This is a genomic window from Halobellus clavatus, assembly GCF_900107195.1.
GTDB classification, from domain to species: Archaea; Halobacteriota; Halobacteria; order Halobacteriales; family Haloferacaceae; genus Haloquadratum; species Haloquadratum clavatum.
Genome location: NZ_FNPB01000001.1, coordinates 321,181 through 338,167, shown reverse-complemented (window position 1 = coordinate 338,167; position 16,987 = coordinate 321,181). Strand labels below are relative to the sequence as shown.

The window sequence follows — 16,987 nt, the reverse complement described above, 5'->3', positions numbered from 1 at the left end:
CGCAATCGGTTTAGCGCGCCGTCGCGTGGCTCCGATAATGAGCCAGACGGAGGCGATTCGCGTCGCCGTCCCCCGCAAGGGCCGCCCCCTCGAAGCCGTCCTCGAGCGCGTCGCAGACGTCAGCGACCGCTCGGCGCAAGCCGACGAGATCATCTCGACGCTGCGCCACGAGAAGGCGATCACGAAGGGGCAGACAGCGCCCGCGGCGGACGTCTATCAGCGGCTCGCGACGTACTCCGATCTTGACGACGACTACGCCCCGGAGTACACGCTCCTCCGCGATCAGCGCGAAGGGATGCCCCGACGGATCGTCTTCGACAGCCTCACCGTCGACATCGCCGGGATCCCGGTGCAGTTCGTCGGCCGCGAGGAGCCGTTCCGCGCGCTCCGGACGCACGAGTTCGCACTCGGATTCGACAGCGCCGATCTCGTCTTAGAGGAGGTCGTCGAACTCGAACCCGAGGGCGTGGAGTCGATCAGCGACGTCAACGCCCGGATCGATCCGATGAACACCGACGTCCGCGTCGTCTCGGGACTCGGTGACACGGTGTATCACACGCTGATGGCTCGTCCGGAAATCCTGCCGCCGGGGGCGGCGCTCGACCGGGAGTTCGTCGCCGATTACGAGGGACGGCTCTGTATCTCGCCCCGATACGAACGGCTCGTCGAGGCCGTGCTCGGGACGCGACCCCTCGAGAACATCACCTTCGCGTACCCCGACGACGACCGCGAGGAGGAAGCCGCCATCGCCGACGTCGGACTCGGCGTCTACCTGACGATGACCGGGTCGACTGCGCGGGACCACGGCCTGATTCTGGGCGAACACCTCTTTCCCTCCGAGACCGTGCTGATGGAGAACGTCACCGAGGCGCGTCTGCTCGACGCCGCCGATCGCGTTCGCGAGGCCCTGGCAGCCGACGGCCACGAGACTGAGATCGCCGTCTGATCGCGGTCAGTCTTCGGCCGTCGGCATCGCGGGACCGCCCGGCTCGTCCGACAGTGACTCGCGGACCTGCGTGTACACGAGCAACAGCGCGACGACTGCCGCGGCCGCTCCGACGGTGAACGGCGTCGCCAGACTGCCGACGTTGTACAGGAAGCCGGCCGCGAGCGGCCCGACCGCGACGCCGAGGCCGAACGCCATCGTCAAGATAGAGAGTGTGGTCCCCGATCGCCCCTTGCGCGCGAGATCGCCCGCGAGCGCCAGCGAGGGAGCGAACACGAGCGCGACCGCGACGCCCTGGAGCAACCGCGCCGCCAGCATCGTGAACGGCGTCGAGACGTACCCCTGTGCGAGCACCGACGGGATCAGGATGACGAACCCCGCCAGGAGGAACGGGCGGCGGCCGTAGGTGTCGCTGGCGTTTCCGATCGGGATCTGCAACAGGACGTTCGCGATGACGACCGCAGCGAACTGGACGCTGAACAGGAACGTCCCCTCGCCCAGGCGGGCGCGGATGGGGGCCTCCAGCGGCGCGAACAGCGCGATCGTCGTCGCCATAAAGAACGTCCCGAGCCCGAGGACGAACACTGAATCGAGTGCGCCCGGGCCTGCGCCTCCGAGGATCCGGACCGAGAGATCGTCGCCCGCTTCGGCGTCGATCGCCGGGGGATCGTTCACCAGCGCGTAGACGAGCGCGAAGCTCACGAGCGCGCCGAGTACGGCGATGCCGAACGCGGCGTTGAAGCCCGAGAGCGTGCCGAGCGGGGTGGCATACGGCCCGAATCGGATGACGATCCCGGCGACGATCGGCCCGAAGCCGAAGCCGATCAGCCGGAAGGTGTTGAACACGCCGAAGTTGCCGCCGCGCTCGCTGTCCGAGCGCGCGTAGTCGTTGACGAGCGCCACCGTCGCCGGGACGCTGAACGCGGCCCCAATGCCCTGGAACCCCCGGGCGACGACGATCGACCAGTAGTCGCTCAGGAAGGGGTACGCGACGCTTCCGATCGCGAACAGCACTAGGCCGAAGAGGACGAACGCCTTGCGCCGACCCAGTCGGTCCGAGAGCCGGCCGGTGAACGGTTGTCCGAAACTGTTGAGAAACCCGAACAGCGAGAGGACGAGGCCGATCAGGAACTCCTGGCCGACGACGAATCCGAGGACCTCCCCGCCGACGAGGGCGTCGATCGACACCTGTCCGCTGGCGATGTACAGCGGGAGGACGATGATGAGAAAGGAGTTGCCGAGCGCATCAGCCATCCGGGCGAGCCCGAGCGCGATAACACGGCTGTCGGTGTCACGGATCATTCGCTCGACCCACTCCCGCACCGTGTGTCACTGGCGACAGTTTCCGTCGATCGCCACGGTATCCACATACGCGTTGCATCGCCTTCCGGACGGAAGTGCGTTTCAAAAGCGGCAGCCGCGACCCGGGGGCTTCGTACGGACGGCGTACCGGCACCCTGATTCGTGTGTCCTCTGGGGCACTGCCACCGAAGTTTTATCGATCGACTACTGCAAGGGGAAACGTGCCAGAACCCTCGCTCAGCGAGCGCTCCGACTTTCGGACCCTGATAGATAATCTTGACGGCGTCGCGATCTGGATCGCTTCCGGGCCCGAGACGTTCGAGTACATCAGCGACGGGTTCGAAGACATCTGGGGGATCCCCGCAGAAGAAGTCAAATCCGACGTCTCGCGACTCTACGAGACGATCCACCCGGAGGACCGCGAGCGCGTCCGGTCGCTCGTCGAACAGACCGACGAGGGGCCCATCGAGACGACGTACGAGAGTCGGGTCGTCCGCCCCGACGGGACTGTCCGGTGGACACAGAATCGACAGTTTCCGATCCAGCGCGAGGACGGCGGGTACGACGTCGTCGGCATCTCGGTTGACGTCACCGAACTCAAGACCCGCGAGCAGGAACTCGAAGTCCTGAACCGGATCATCCGACACGACATCCGCAACGACATCAGCATCGTCCTCGGCTGGGCCGAACTGCTCGAATCTCACGTCGACGACGACGGTCGCGAACAACTCCAGAAGATCTCCCGCTCCGGCGAGCACATCGTCGAACTCACCGAGATCGCCCGGGACTACGCCGAAGCGATTGCGGGAGGAAGAGCGGTGGACGTCGTCCCCGTCTCCCTCCGAGAACTGCTCGAAACCGAGCTCGAGACCCGGCGAGACGCCTTCCCGGAGGCGAGGTTCGTCGTGGAGGGATCGATCCCCGACGCCGACGTCCGGGCGAACGAGATGCTGGGGTCGGTGTTCAAAAACATCCTGAACAACGGCGTCCAGCACAACGACACAGACGACCCGGTCGTGACGGTCAGTTGTGAACTCGACGGCGACGACGCGGTTGTTCGAATCGCGGACAACGGTCCCGGAATCCCCGAAGACGAACAGGAACTGATCTTCCAGCGTGGCAAAAAGGGGATCAAGAGCGGGGGCGAGGGACTCGGGTTGCACCTCGTGCAGCGACTCGTCGATCAGTACGACGGCACGGTCGCCATCGAAGACAACGAGCCCAGGGGAAGCGTATTCGTCGTCAGGATTCCCCGCGCCGACTGAGGCCGGTCCCCCTTTCCACGTGCGCTCGTCGATTCGACGCGCGTCAGTCGGCCTCGGTCTGCCACTTCCGCACGGTGTCGGGGCCAACACCGTCGACCTGCTCGGCCAGCGAGTCGGGTTCGGCGGATTTCAGTGAGTCGACGTCTTCGACGCCGGCGTCTTTCAGTTTCTCCGCCGTCTTCGCACCGATGCCGCTGACGCTCTCGAGGTCGGTACCGCTCTCGCTCTGCTCAGCCTGGTACTCGCGGTAGTTGCAGATGGGACAGCCGAGGTCCCAGGGCTCGTCGCCGTCCTCGTAGGTGATCCGGACCTCCGGGAGGTCGTGATCCTCACAGGTCTCGTCTGTCACCTCGATGTCGCCGCGGCGGGGCAGCGGCAGCGAGTAGTCGCAGTCGGGATACCGCGTACAGCCGACCAGCCGGGATCCCGACCGGAGGCGCTTGATCGCGAGTTCGCCCCCGTGCTCCTCGTGGCAGTCCGGACACGGGCCGATCACCTCGTCCTCCTGCTCGTCGGCCGCCTCGGCCTTGCAGAGCGGACAGCCGTGCACGAAGGTCTTGCGCCCTGCCAGCATCTTGATGTGGTGGAGGCCGTGCTCCTCGCAGGTCTCCTCTAAGAGCAGGGGCTTGCCGGTCGACGGCAGCGGGAGCGTGTGCTCGCAGTCGGGGTAGGAGTCACAGCCGATGAAGTACGACCCCTGCCGGCTCTTTCTGATCACCAGGTCGCCGCCGCAGTCGGGGCACTCTCCGACCGTCTTGTCGGCCTTCAGCGACTTCTGGAGGTGTTCGCCGACCTCGTCGCCGGACTCCATCAGCCCCTCGAAGACCGACTCCAGGATCTCGCGGGACTCTTCGGTGACTTCCGCCAGAGAGGACTCGCCGCGGGAGATGGCCTGCATATCTGCTTCCAGTTGCGCGGTCATCTCCTCGCTCACGATCCGATCGGCGAACTCCTCGGACGCCTCGACGACGGCGCGGGCCAGTCGGGTCGGCCGCGGCGGATCGCTCTCGATGTACCCGCGGTCGTAGAGCTTCTGAATGACGTCGTGGCGGGTTGCCTTGGTGCCGATGCCCATCTCCTCCATCGTCTCGATGAGCCGCGACTGGCCGTAGCGCCGCGGCGGCTGGGTCTCCTTCGCCTCGAAACTGGTGTCGGTGACGGCGAGTTCTTCGCCCTCGACGACGTCCGGCACGAACGACTCGCTGGCGTTTGAGTACGGGTAGACCGCGTGATAGCCCGGTTCCAGCAGGCGCTTGCCGTTCGCCTTCAGCGAGCGGTCGTCCGCGACGATCGCGACCACGCGCAGGTGCTCCCACGTTGCCGGTTCGGCCACCGTCGCGAAGAAGCGCCGCACGACGAGTTCGTAGACCTCCCACTCGTCTTCGGTGAGGTCAGCGCGGCTCGGCAGTTCCCCAGTGGGGTGAATCGGCGGGTGGTCGGTGGTCTCCTCGTCGCCCGCCGTGGGTTCGATCGACTCCTGATCGAGGAGTGACTGTGCGTCGTCGCCGAACGTGCGGGTCCCGGTGAACGAGTCCAGCAGTTCCCGGGGGTCGAGGTCGTCCGGGTAGACGGTGTTGTCGGTTCGGGGATACGTGAGGTAGCCGGCGGTGTAGAGGTCCTCGGCGATGCTCATCGCCCGCTGCGCGGAGTAGCCGAGCGAACCCGCCGCACGGATGAACTGGGTCGTATTGAACGGCGCGGGTGGGTCGTCGGTCCGGGTCCGACGGCGGACGGCATCGACGGTCGCCGACGACGACGCCGCCAGCGCCTCGAAGGCGGTCTCGGCGGCGTCTTCGTCCCAGACGCGCTCGGCTTCGTTGCCGTCGTCGTCGAGGTAGAAGTACTGCGCCTCGAACGAGCCCTCGGCGTCGCCGTCGTGCTTTTCGAGGTCGGCGAACAGTTCCCAGTACGCCTCGGGATCGAACGCTTCGATCTCGCGCTCTCGGTCGACGATGAGCTTCAGCGTCGGGCCCTGGACCCGCCCGACCGAGATGAAGTCGTCGCCCAGTTGGCGGGCCGACAGGGAGAGAAACCGCGTCAGCGCCGCCCCCCACACGAGGTCGACGATCTGGCGCGCTTCACCGGCGGCCGCGAGGTCGAAATCGAGTTCGTCGGGGTTGGCGAACGCGTCTGTGACCTCGTTCTCGGTGATCGACGAGAAGCGGACCCGATCGACGGGAACCGCCTCGTTGACTTCTCTGACCAGTTCGTAGGCCTCTTTGCCGATGAGTTCGCCCTCGCGGTCGTAGTCCGTCGCGATGACGACGCGCCCCGCCTTCCGGGCGAGCAGTCGGAGCGTCGAGACGATGTTCTCCTGGGTCGGGTGCTTGTCGATCGGTGCCTCGATCAGTTCGACTGGCTCGACGTCGCGCCAGTCGTTGTACTCCGGCGGGAAGTCGACACCGACGACGTGGCCCGAGAGGCCGATACAGCGCTTGCCGCCCCACTTGTAGACGTTCACGCCGTTCTGACGGTCGGCCTCGGCGGACCCGCCGCTCAAGATGTCGGCGATCCGCCGAGCGGCGTTGTCCTTCTCGGTGATGATCAGTTCCGGCCCCTGGCTCATTGGGCAGCGATATGCGAGGGGTAGGCCTAAACCTTTCGCGGCGCGAACGAGAAAACCGCAGGACAGCGTGCTCGTGCGCACGAAACGGCCGTCACGTGCGCGAACCGCTCACCGCGATCCGGACGCGTCGTCGGACTGCGCCCGGCCGATGGCTCCGGCCAGCGCGAGGACGTAGCCCAGCCCGTGCTGCACGTCGGGATCGCGCGTCGCCTTCAGGAGGCCGACCGCGCCGACCTGGTCTGTCGGCTGTCGCTCGGCCGCCGCGACGCTGCCCAGCACGGTTTCGAGTCCGTTCCGCACGTCGTCGTCGCTCGCCGTCTGCGCGACCTCACCGAGGGCCGATCCCGTCCCGGCCAGCGAGCGGACCATCTCGTCGTCGAGGGCGCTCGACAGCAGCGAGAGGACGGACGCGAGTTCGGCCAGGTCGTCGAGCGTCCCGCCCCGTTGCAGTTCGAGCACCGTCTCCAGCGCGTCGCCGAGTTCCTCGCCGTTCTTCCCCACGGTCTCGGCCAGGGCGACGGTCTCGTCGGTCGCGAGGCCGTCGGCCGACTCCGCCAGCGTCGCCCCCGTCGAGGCGAGTTCGCGCGCCATCTCGTCGGAGAGCGCGCTCTCGCCGAGCGCGAGGACGTCCAGCAGTTCGTTGACCGCGTCGAGTCGGCGGACGAACGCGGCGACCGCCTCGGGATTCTCCTCGATTGCGGCTTCGAGGTCGTCGTGGTCGAGTCCGAGGGCGGCCCCGCCGGTGTCGTCGGATTCGGCGTCCGCCATCTACAACAACCCCCGTGCGGTGAGCCAGTAGGCTTCGTTGTAGCCGAGTTTCGACCAGTGGAGTTTCTGGGACGGCGGGGCCGGCGACGGCGGGTTCTCGTAGTCGAACTCCACGAACGAGGCGCTGTCCATCCCCGTCTCGATGAAGCAGAGCGTCTTGCCGTCGTACGTCGCCGTCGCGGGGCGACCGTGGACCTCGCTGGCGAGTCGCTGGCCGACGACGCCGGCCTGGTAGTGCGCGACGCTCCCCGCGTTGGGGACGCCCGTGTCGGCGGTGTCGCCGAGCGCGTAGACGTTCTGTGCGCCCGTGGCTTCGAGCGTGTGCCTGTCGACGTCGACCCATCCCTTGTCGCCGAGGCCGGCCTCCGCGATCAGATCGACGCCGCGGTGCGGCGGGATCGACACGAGGAGGTCGTACTCGAGGTCGGTCCCCTCCATCGACGAGAGGGTCTGTGCGTCGGGATCGACCGCGTCGGCGTTGAAGAACGTCTCCACCTCGATGCCGCGCTCGTCCATCAGCGGCCGCGCCCACTCCGCGATGTGCGGGTTGCCGTGGACCCGCTGGATCGGGTAGGTGTACGTGATGTCGACGTCCTCGCGGAGGCCCCGCTCGCGGAACCAGTCGTCGAGCATAAACACGAACTCCAGCGGCGCGGCCGGGCACATATGCGGCGTCCCGATGACGCTCAGGACGATCCGCCCCTCGGTGAACGAGAGCAGTTCCTCCCGGAGCGCCGTCGCGCCCGACTCGCTGTAGTAGTCGTGACCAGCGTCGTTGAGCCCGGGGATCTCATCGGGCGCGAGCGTCGATCCCGTCGCGAGGACGAGGTGGTCGTAGGCCTCGCTCTCGCCCTCGCGGTACTGGAGTTCCTGTGCGTCGGTGTCGATATCGGTCACGCGGTCGATCCGGAGGTCGACGGCGTCGTCGACCAACTCCGCGAGGGGCCGCCGTCCGTCGGCGAGCTCGCGCTGTCCAAACGGGACGTACAGCCACACCGGTTTGTAGACGTGATCCGGATCGTCGTTGATGAGGGTGACGCGCACGTCACCCGCGTCGAGCTCGGTGCCGAGGCGGTCGGCGAGGTCGTTGGCGAGTACGGTCCCGCCGGTCCCGCCCCCGACGATGGCGATGTGTTCAGTCATCGTGCATCACGCCGTCTCCACGTAGATCTCGTAGTAGTCGTCGGTCTCTTCGGTCGTGAGCACGTCGTTTCCGGACTCGTCCGCCCAGGCCGGGACGTCGGTGAGCGACTGGTCGTTGTCGCTCAACAGCCGGATCACGGTCCCTGTCTCCGCTCCGCGGACGGCGCCGATGAGGTCCATCAGCGGACCGGGACAGGTCGCGCCTCGTGCGTCGACTGTCTCGTCAGCTTCGAGTGCAGTGTCGCTCATACACGTGACTATTCGCGCGCCACCTATTAGTATTGTGTAGTGATTCCAATATAGTAGGAACAGGCTGAACGCGAGGGGGCCACGTCGTGGCAGTGCGCGGATAAAAAAAAACGGCGGGCCGAACGCCTACCCGTCGAGTTCGTCGCGGAGCAACTGATTCACGTCGCCCGGGTCGGCGCTCCCGCCGGTCTTCTGCATCACCTGGCCGACGAGGAAGTTGATCGCGCCACCCTCGCCGGCGTGGTAGTCCTCGACGGCGTCGGGGTTCTCCTCGATCGCTTCCGTGACGGCGACGGCGACCTCGTCGTCGTCGGCCGTTCCGAGTCCCTCGGCCTCGATGACCGCGTCGGGGTCGGTGTTGTCGTCGAGCATCCGCCTGAGCACGACTTCCTCGGCGTTCTTCGTCGTGATCTCGCCGGCGTCGACGAGTTCGACCAGGCGGGTGAACTCGTCGAGGCGGTGATCGACGTCGGTGATCGCCATATCGCGGTAGTTCAGTTCGCCCAGCAGATTGTCGGCGACCCACGTCGCTGCCAGGTCGGGGTCGAACGCCTCGGCGACGTCCTCGAAGAAGTCCGCGACCTCCTTCGTCGAGGTGAGTTTCGCCGCCGACTCGGCGTCGAGACCGTACTCCTCGCGGAAGCGCTCTCGACGGGCGTCGGGAAGTTCCGGGATGTCGATCTTCGCTTTCCAGTCGGACACTTCCAGCGGCGGCAGGTCGGCCTCGCTGAAGTAGCGGTAATCCTTCTCTTCCTCTTTAGAGCGCATCGAGACCGTGATCCCTCGCGCCTCGTCCCAGTGGCGCGTCTCCTGTTCGACGGCGCGGCCGCGCTGGACCGCGTTCTTCTGTCGCGTCACCTCGTAGGCGAGCGCCTGCTCTGCGCCCTTGTGACTGGAGATATTCTTCACTTCGGTCCGGTTGGCCGCTTCGAGCGACTCGACGGCGATCGAACCGTCGTCTTCGACCGCTTCTTCGGGAACGAGCGAGATGTTGGCGTCGACGCGGAGCGAGCCGTCGCGCGTCGAATCGAAGACGCCCAGGTACTCCAGCACTTCCTCCAGTTTCGCCAGGAAGGCGCGGGTCTCTTGCGGGCTGCGGAAGTCCGGTTTCGTGACGATCTCCATCAGCGGCGTCCCAGCGCGGTTGTAGTCGACGAGCGTGTAGTCGGCGGTGTCGATGCTCCCCCCCTTGTGCTGGAGGCTGCCGGGGTCCTCCTCGAGGTGTGCGCGCTCGATGCCGATCTCGCGGCGCTCGCCCTCGACGGCGACTTCGAGACTGCCGTCCGCACAGATCGGGGCGTCGTACTGCGTGATCTGGAAGTTCTTGGGGAGGTCGGGGTAGTAGTAGTTCTTCCGGTGGAACCGGGTGTGCTCGGCCACGTCGGCGTCGAGCGCTTTGCCCACCTTCACGGCGGCCTCGACGGCCCCCTCGTTCAGGACCGGCAACGCGCCCGGTAATCCCAGACAGACCGGACAGGTCCGGCTGTTCGGGTCCTCGTCGTCGGCCGGTTCGGTCGAACACCCACAGAAGATCTTCGTGTCCGTCTCGAGTTGGACGTGGACCTCCAGCCCGATGACGGTGGCGAGATCGCCCTTCGAGAGCGCCTTCGCGGTCATTACCGCGTGGTTCGACGTAGCGCGGCTAAAGGCTAACGGGACGACCGGGACGGACTACTCGACGACTGTGTCCGGTTCTCCCGGCGCGCTCGCCGCCCGGAGCCGGGTGTACGTCTCCGCGACGGCGGCCAAGGTGAAGACGCCGATGAGCGCCGAACCGACCTGTTCGAGTAGGAATCCGACGATACCCGGCAGCACGGCGGCGGGGACCGCGAACGCGACGCTCACCACCAGGGCGACGAAGATGACGACGATCCCGAGCGCGAACAACCGCAGTCGTCGGCCCCCGGTCAGGCCCCAACTGCGTCTGAACCCCTCGATGAAACTGTCGCCCTCGACGGCGACGAACACCCCCCACAAAAAGAGGCTCACGAGGAGGAACAGCCCCGGGATGACCAGTAGCGAGAATCCGATGGCGACAGCGATCCCGAACACGATGCCCCCGACGATCAGGTTTATCACCGGCCACAGGAGGTCTTCAGTGAAATACTCCCGCGGAAGCGCCTCGGTCTCGTCGGTCACGAACGTCCGAATCGCGGCGATCGTGATCACGATCGAGACCAGTCCGAGGAGCAGCGATACCGGGGTCGCGATGACCGCCGACAGCCCCAGCGAGATCGGTGGTGCGCCCCCGGCGAGGTCCGACACGGGCGCTGTCCCCCCCGGCCCCATCTCGCCGAACGACATCGTGCGCTCTGCCACGCCCACCGAGAACATCGCGTCGAGTACCGAGATCCCGAACAGCATCGCGGCGAACAGCAGTCCGTTTCGCGTCACGGTGCGCTCGTAACCGGTCCGAACGATCGCGCCGATGTCGATCGACATAGTGCGAAAACTAAGACAGATCATATAAAATTTCCTACGTATGTCCCGATCTCTCGGTCGATTCCCGTGCCGACGCGGCCTCGCACGGCCGAAGCGAAACCTATTCTGCGGCCCGCAGCAACGAAGCGAGCGATGATCGGGTTCGGCGATGCCACCGCGATCGACGTCGACCGCGGAGTCCCTTTCGCCACGCCGGGCGAACGATCGCTCCGCCTGGATCTCTACCGGCCGGGAACCCGGGAGCCGACGCAGGCGACCCCGTCGACCGCCCGCCGCGCTGCGGTCGTGCTCGCCTCGGGCCGCGACTGGCAGGCTCCAGACCGCGACGACCTGGCTCGGTACGCGCTCGACCTGGCGGAACGAGGGTACGTCTGCGTCGTTCCCGAGTACCGCGGCAGCGACACGGCCGCGTTTCCCGCGCAGATCCGCGATCTGAAGGCGTCGATCCGGTGGCTGCGGGCGTCCGCGGCCGAGCTCGGCGTCGATCCCGCACGGATCGGCGTGTTCGGCCACGCTGCGGGGGCACACCTGGCCGTCTTGGCGGCGCTGACACCCGACGACGCGTCGCTCGCGCCCGCCCCGACCGCCTTTGGGGGGGTTGACACACCGTCGGACCCCGCGACCGCGAGCGACGCACTCACCGCCGTCGTGGGCGTCGCGGGCACCTACGCGCTGGAACAGCAGCCCGAGACCGACGCGCTCGTCAGCCTGCTCGGCGGCGACCGCGAGGCCGAACCCGACGCGTGGACCCGAGCGTCGCCGTCGACGTATCTCGGTTCTGGTGGACCGCCGACCGCCCCGGGTGACGACGGCGACCGCGCCCAGTCCGGCGACACGACCGGCGATACAGACGCCGACGGGGGCCAGAGCGCTGACCCGGGCGACGACCGTCCCCCGATCCTCCTGCTTCACGGCGGAGACGACGCCGTCGTCCCGCCGATGGCCTCGGAACTCTTCTACGATCTGCTGGAGGCTCACGACGTTCCGGCGGAGTGTGTCGTCGCCGCGGACGCCGGCCACGACGTGCACGTGACGCAGCGGGCGTTCGTGCTTCAGTGGACGAGCGGGTTCCTCGACCGACACCTCCGGTAGCCCCCGCCGGGAGCGTCCTCTATCCGTGAGGCGGATTCACACATTCACGAGAGATATCATTTTTCGGGTAGGTGTCTGACGTACGTTTATGTGGGCGGAGACAGGCTATCTACCCTATGAGCAACCGCGTGGAGGAACTCGAGTCCAAAGTCGCCGAGTTGCAGGCTGCAGTCAACGGTCTGACAGAAGAGCTCGTCGAGACGAAGGAGCGAGTCCGCCTCCTCGAAGAGGAAGTCGAGGTCGACCTCGCCACTGGGAACCGTCCGGTCGGCCACGAGCCGGCGGACGACGCCACCGCGTCGGCCGCGACGAGTGAGGAATCCACCTCGTCCAGCCAGCCCACAGAAGCGAGCGAACCGGAGTCGACGGCGACTGGGCCGCTCAGCGAATCGGAGGCCCAGAAGAAGTCCCGCCGCGAGACCTCTGCGCAGACGGCCGACGACGCCGACTTCATCGACGCCGACGCCGCCGACCCGATCCCGAGCGAAGCGGAGGGAACCGCCGAACCCAGCGGCGACGGTGATAAGGCGGACGACGCCGACGAGGAAGACGAGGCGGCGACCGAAGACGACGACATCATCGTCGCGTAATCGGGCCCTCCGCCCGCTACGAGCAATCTATGCACATCAAAAAGCTCGTCCTCGACGGTTTCAAGAGCTTCGGGCGGACCACCGAGATTCCGTTCTACGAGGACTTCACGGTCGTCACCGGGCCGAATGGCTCCGGGAAGTCGAACATCATCGACGGGGTGCTCTTCGCGCTGGGCCTCGCGCGGACGCGCGGCATCCGCGCGGAGAAACTCACTGATCTGATCTACAACCCCGGCCACGCCGACGGCAGCGACGGCGGCGGTGCCGGCCCGCAGTCCGGCCCCAGAGAGGCCACTGTCACCGTCGTCCTCGACAACGAGGACCGCACGTTGGACCGATCGCAGGTCGTCAACGCGGCCGGCAGCGAAGACGTCGGCGACGTCTCCGAGATCAGCGTCAGGCGACGCGTCAAGGAGACCGAAGACAACTACTACTCCTATTACTACCTCAACGGCCGCGCCTGCAACCTCTCCGACATCCAGGACCTTCTCGCGCAGGCCGGCATCACCCCCGAGGGCTACAACGTCGTGATGCAGGGCGACGTGACCGAGATCATCAATATGACGCCGTACCAGCGCCGGGGGATCATCGACGAGATCGCCGGCGTCGCGGAGTTCGACGCCAAGAAGGAGGACGCCTTCGAGGAACTGGAGGCGGTCGAAGACCGGATCGAGGAGGCGGACCTTCGGATCGAAGAGAAGGAGACGCGACTCGATCAGTTGGCGGACGAGCGCGAGACCGCCCTCGAATACCAGTCGCTCCGTCAGGACCGTGAGGCGTACGAGAGCTACAAGAAAGCGGCCGAACTCGAAGACAAACGCGACGACCTCGCGGAGACCGAATCGAAGATCGAGTCGACGGAGGCGGACCTCGCCGAGGAGCGCGCGGAACTGGACCGCCGCGAGGGCCGCGTCACCCGCCTGGAAGACGAACTCGACGAACTGACCAAAGAGATCGAACGGAAGGGCGAAGACGAGCAACTCCGGATCAAAGCCGAGATCGAGGAGATCAAAGGCGAGATCAACCGGGTCGAAAACGAGATCGAGGCCGCCGAGGAGCGGATCGACGACGTCGAGAGCGACCGCCGGGAGGCGTTCGTCCAACTCGACCGCAAGCAAGAGACGATCGAGGAACTCGACGAGGAGATCCGCTCGGTCAAAGTCGAAAAGGCGTCGGTCAAATCCGACATCGGATCGCTGGAGACCGACCTCGCGGAGGTGAAAGCCGAGATCGAGAACGTCGACACCGAGTACGACGAACTGAAGTCCGAACTGGAGTCGAAGAAAGAACGGCTCGAGGAGTTGAAGACCGAGCGAAACGAGAGCCAGCGGAAGAAAGATCGGCTCCTCGACGAGACGCGCCGCCGCGCCAGCGAGATCGACGACCTCGAATCGGAGATCGACGACCTCCGCGAGCGGCTTCCGGACCTGCAGGCTGAGGTGTCGGACCTCCACTCCGAACTGGACAAAGCCGAGAAGAACGAATCGAAGATCGAGGGGGTCGTCGACGAGCTTCAAGACGAGAAGGCTGAACTGAAGTCCGACCTCGACGCGGTCGTCGAGGAGATCCAATCCAAGCAGTCCGAGTACGCGACGCTGGAGGCCCGTGCGAGCGACGACGGCGACAACTCCTGGCCGCGGGCGGTGACGACGACCCTCAACGCCGGCAAAGGCGGCGTCCACGGCACGGTCGGCCAGTTGGGCGCGGTCGACGGCGAGTACGCGACCGCCTGTGAGACGGCCGCCGGCGGGCGACTCGCACACGTCGTCGTCGACGACGACGGCGTCGGATCGGACTGCATCGACTATCTCAAATCACGGAACGCCGGTCGAGCCACGTTCCTGCCGATCACGAAGATGGACGATCGCGGGCTCCCCTCGCTGCCGTCACACCCCGGCGTCGTCGACTTCGCGCGAAACCTCGTCGACTACGACAGCGAGTACGACTCGGTCTTCTCGTACGTCCTCGGCTCGACGCTCGTCGTCGAGGATATGCAGACCGCGCGGGACCTGATGGGCGACTACCGAATGGTGACGCTCGACGGCGACCTCGTCGAGCGCTCGGGCGCGATGACGGGCGGCTCCGGCGGCGGGTCGCGCTACTCGTTCTCGAAGTCCGGCAACGGTCGACTCGAACGCCTCGCCGAGGAGATCGAAGACCTCGAAGACGAGCGACGGGGGCTCCAGGCGGAGATCCGAGAACTCGACGAGGACATCGAGGACGCCCGGGGGCGCGCCGCCGACGCCCGCGAACGCGTCCGCGAGGTCGAAGCCCAAATCGAAGACGCCGAGGCGGCCGTCGCGGACGCGGAGCGGCGGATCGACGAACTGGGCACGGAGATCGAAGACCTCCGCGAGGAGCGCGCCGACGTCGACGCGGAGATGCGCGAGGTCGACGCCGAAATCGACGACTACGAAGCCGAAATCGCTTCGGTCGAGGCCGACATCGACGACCTGGAGGGCGAACTCGCCGATTCGAAGATCCCCGAACTCACGAGCCGCGCCGACGAGATCCGCGCGGAGATCGAGGCGAAGGAGGATCGGATGGATGACCTCGACGGGCGACTCAACGAACTCGGCCTAGAGAAGGAGTACGCCGAGGACGCGATCGAGGACCTCGAGGAGACGATCGAGACCGCACAGGAGCGGAAGGCCGACGCCCGCGACGCCATCCGGGAGAAGGAAGCCGAGATCGAAGACCACGAGGCGGACCTCGAGGCCAAACGCGAGGCCGTCGAAGAACTCGAGGCCGAGCTCGAAGATCTCAAAGCCGAGCGCTCGGACCTGCAGGCGACGCTGCGTGAAGCCAAGACCGACCGCGACGAGAAGCGCGACACGGTCGACCGCATCGAGTCGACACTCGATTCGCTCGAGGACACCGCCGAGCGCCTCGCCTGGGAGATCGACGAACTCGAAGCCGAGGTCGGCGAGTACGACCCCGCGAAGATCCCCGACCACGACGAGGTCGAAGCCGAGATCGAGCGGCTGACCGAGGAGATGGAGGCGCTCGAACCGGTGAATATGCTCGCGATCGACGAGTACGACGACGTGAAAGCGGACTTAGACGACCTCCAGGAGCGCCGCGACGTCCTCGTCGAAGAGCGGGAGGCGATCGAGGACCGGATCGACCGCTTCGAGGCGCAGAAGAAGCAGACGTTTATGACCGCCTTCGACGCGATCAACGAGAACTTCACGGACATCTTCGAGCGCCTCTCGGATGGGACGGGCGAACTGCACCTCGAAGACCCGGAGGACCCCTTCGAGGGCGGACTGACGATGAAGGCCCAGCCCGGCGACAAGCCGATTCAGCGGCTGAACGCGATGTCGGGCGGCGAGAAGTCCCTCACTGCTCTGGCGTTCATCTTCGCCATCCAGCGGCACAACCCCGCGCCGTTCTACGCGCTCGACGAGGTCGACGCCTTCCTCGACGCCGCCAACGCCGAGCGCGTCGGCCAGATGGTCGACGATCTCTCGGCCGACGCGCAGTTCGTCGTCGTCTCGCACCGGTCGGCGCTCTTAGAGCGCTCCGAGCGCGCCATCGGCGTGACGATGCAGGGCGACAACGTCAGCGCCGTCACCGGGATCCAACTGGGCGAACGCGAGGAGCCGGAGGTGCCCGCCGATGACTGACTCCGCCGGCTCGACCGGCTCCGCGCCGCCCGGAACGAACGGACTGGCTCGCGGACTCAGTGGCGACTCCGACCCCGACGGCTTCTCGGGCGGACCGGGCGATCCCCCCGGCGGGAACGGCGACGTCGACGACGACGAGGTCGAGCCCGTCGAACTGCTCGTCCAGTTGGCCGAAGAGGGCGAGATCGACCCCTGGGACGTCGACCTCGTCGAGGCGACCGACGCGTTCCTCGACCGACTCGACGAGACCGATCTCCGCACGTCGGGGCGGGCGCTGTTCTACGCCGCGGTCCTCCTGCGGATGAAGAGCGACGCCCTGCTCGAATCCGACGACGAGGAGGACGACGAACTCGAACCGTGGGAAGAGGCGCTCGAACGCGGCGGGAGCGCCCCCATCGCCGGCGGCGACGACGGGGCTGCCGGGCCGGGATTCGACCCCGTCGACGCGCTCGAAGCCGAGATGGACCGTCGCCTCGAACGGAAGCAGGCGCGCGGTTCGCCGGAGACGCTGGACGAACTGGTCCGCGAACTCCGCGAGGCCGAGCGGGAGTCGTGGTGGAAGCGCCGCCGCGAGTACGACACCTCCAGTACGTCGCGCAGCGACCGCGGCGGAACGCAGACGCTGGACTACCGCTCGGCCGACGAGTTCCGGGGCGCGGACGAACCGACGGCCGCCGACGTGACCGAGACGGCCCACAGCGAAGACATCGAAACGTCGATCGAATCGGTCCGTGCGGCAGTCACCGTTCACTACGACAACGGCCGCGAGGAAGTCCTCTTCGCGGAGATCGATGATGCCGCGGCGACGCCGGTGACGACGTATCTCGCCCTGCTCTTTCTCTCGCACCGCGGCGAACTCCACCTGCAGCAGGACGACCTCTTCGGCGACCTCTGGATCCGTGATCCCGACACCGTCGAAGCAGCCGTGGCAGACGATGACGCGGCGGCGAACACAGAGGCCCCCGTTCCGGCCGCCGACGACGACTGACTCCGGC

General features: G+C 66.8%; 13 protein-coding genes. 6 read left to right on the top strand and 7 right to left on the bottom strand.

Annotation, left to right across the window (positions count from 1 at the left end):
• Positions 1 to 37: 37 nt before the first annotated feature.
• Positions 38 to 946 carry a phosphoribosyltransferase HisG-related protein gene (locus BLU74_RS01720; protein WP_089764465.1) on the top strand — a complete coding sequence of 303 codons (909 nt, stop codon included), beginning with the start codon at positions 38 to 40 and terminating at the stop codon, positions 944 to 946.
• 6 nt (positions 947 to 952) lie between these two features.
• On the opposite strand, the gene BLU74_RS01715 is transcribed toward BLU74_RS01720, so the two are convergent.
• On the bottom strand, positions 953 to 2,248 hold the full coding sequence (locus BLU74_RS01715) for an MFS transporter (protein WP_089765227.1): 1,296 nt from the start codon (positions 2,246 to 2,248) through the stop codon (positions 953 to 955).
• Positions 2,249 to 2,469: 221 nt separating this feature from the next.
• Between BLU74_RS01715 and BLU74_RS01710 the strand changes: the two genes are divergently transcribed.
• Positions 2,470 to 3,513: a PAS domain-containing sensor histidine kinase gene (locus tag BLU74_RS01710; RefSeq protein ID WP_089764463.1), complete on the top strand. Its 1,044-nt coding sequence runs from the start codon at positions 2,470 to 2,472 to the stop codon at positions 3,511 to 3,513.
• A 43-nt stretch (positions 3,514 to 3,556) separates the two neighbouring features.
• Here the strand turns inward: BLU74_RS01710 and BLU74_RS01705 are convergent, their stop codons facing one another.
• The 6 genes from BLU74_RS01705 to BLU74_RS01680 all read right to left on the bottom strand — a co-directional run bounded on the left by BLU74_RS01705 (position 3,557) and on the right by BLU74_RS01680 (position 10,681).
• Positions 3,557 to 6,079, bottom strand: coding sequence for a DNA topoisomerase I (locus BLU74_RS01705; RefSeq protein WP_089764460.1), 2,523 nt, complete (start codon positions 6,077 to 6,079; stop codon positions 3,557 to 3,559).
• A gap of 108 nt (positions 6,080 to 6,187) precedes the next feature.
• Positions 6,188 to 6,847: a helical membrane plugin domain-containing protein gene (locus tag BLU74_RS01700; RefSeq protein ID WP_089764457.1), complete on the bottom strand. Its 660-nt coding sequence runs from the start codon at positions 6,845 to 6,847 to the stop codon at positions 6,188 to 6,190.
• Positions 6,848 to 7,990 carry an NAD(P)/FAD-dependent oxidoreductase gene (locus BLU74_RS01695; RefSeq protein WP_089764455.1) on the bottom strand — a complete coding sequence of 381 codons (1,143 nt, stop codon included), beginning with the start codon at positions 7,988 to 7,990 and terminating at the stop codon, positions 6,848 to 6,850.
• 6 nt (positions 7,991 to 7,996) lie between these two features.
• A complete protein-coding gene (locus BLU74_RS01690) occupies positions 7,997 to 8,239 on the bottom strand; it encodes a sulfurtransferase TusA family protein (protein ID WP_089764453.1) in 243 nt (80 codons plus the stop codon).
• Positions 8,240 to 8,365: 126 nt separating this feature from the next.
• Complete coding sequence (gatB, locus tag BLU74_RS01685; RefSeq protein WP_089764451.1) at positions 8,366 to 9,856, bottom strand: Asp-tRNA(Asn)/Glu-tRNA(Gln) amidotransferase subunit GatB; 1,491 nt, start codon at positions 9,854 to 9,856, stop codon at positions 8,366 to 8,368.
• A 54-nt stretch (positions 9,857 to 9,910) separates the two neighbouring features.
• Positions 9,911 to 10,681, bottom strand: a complete 771-nt coding sequence (locus BLU74_RS01680; RefSeq protein ID WP_089764448.1) for a DUF7847 domain-containing protein — start codon at positions 10,679 to 10,681, stop codon at positions 9,911 to 9,913.
• Between the two features lie 132 nt (positions 10,682 to 10,813).
• On the opposite strand from BLU74_RS01680, the gene BLU74_RS01675 reads away from it, so the two are divergent.
• The 4 genes from BLU74_RS01675 (at position 10,814) to BLU74_RS01660 (ending at position 16,980) form a co-directional block, all read left to right on the top strand.
• Positions 10,814 to 11,773, top strand: a complete 960-nt coding sequence (locus tag BLU74_RS01675; protein WP_089764445.1) for an alpha/beta hydrolase — start codon at positions 10,814 to 10,816, stop codon at positions 11,771 to 11,773.
• A gap of 116 nt (positions 11,774 to 11,889) precedes the next feature.
• Positions 11,890 to 12,363, top strand: coding sequence for a DUF7518 family protein (locus tag BLU74_RS01670; RefSeq protein WP_089764443.1), 474 nt, complete (start codon positions 11,890 to 11,892; stop codon positions 12,361 to 12,363).
• A gap of 29 nt (positions 12,364 to 12,392) precedes the next feature.
• Complete coding sequence (gene smc / locus BLU74_RS01665; protein ID WP_089764440.1) at positions 12,393 to 15,992, top strand: chromosome segregation protein SMC; 3,600 nt, start codon at positions 12,393 to 12,395, stop codon at positions 15,990 to 15,992.
• Positions 15,985 to 16,980, top strand: coding sequence for a segregation/condensation protein A (locus BLU74_RS01660; RefSeq protein WP_089764437.1), 996 nt, complete (start codon positions 15,985 to 15,987; stop codon positions 16,978 to 16,980). Before smc ends, BLU74_RS01660 begins: the two co-directional genes overlap by 8 nt.
• The last annotated feature ends 7 nt before the right edge of the window (positions 16,981 to 16,987 follow it).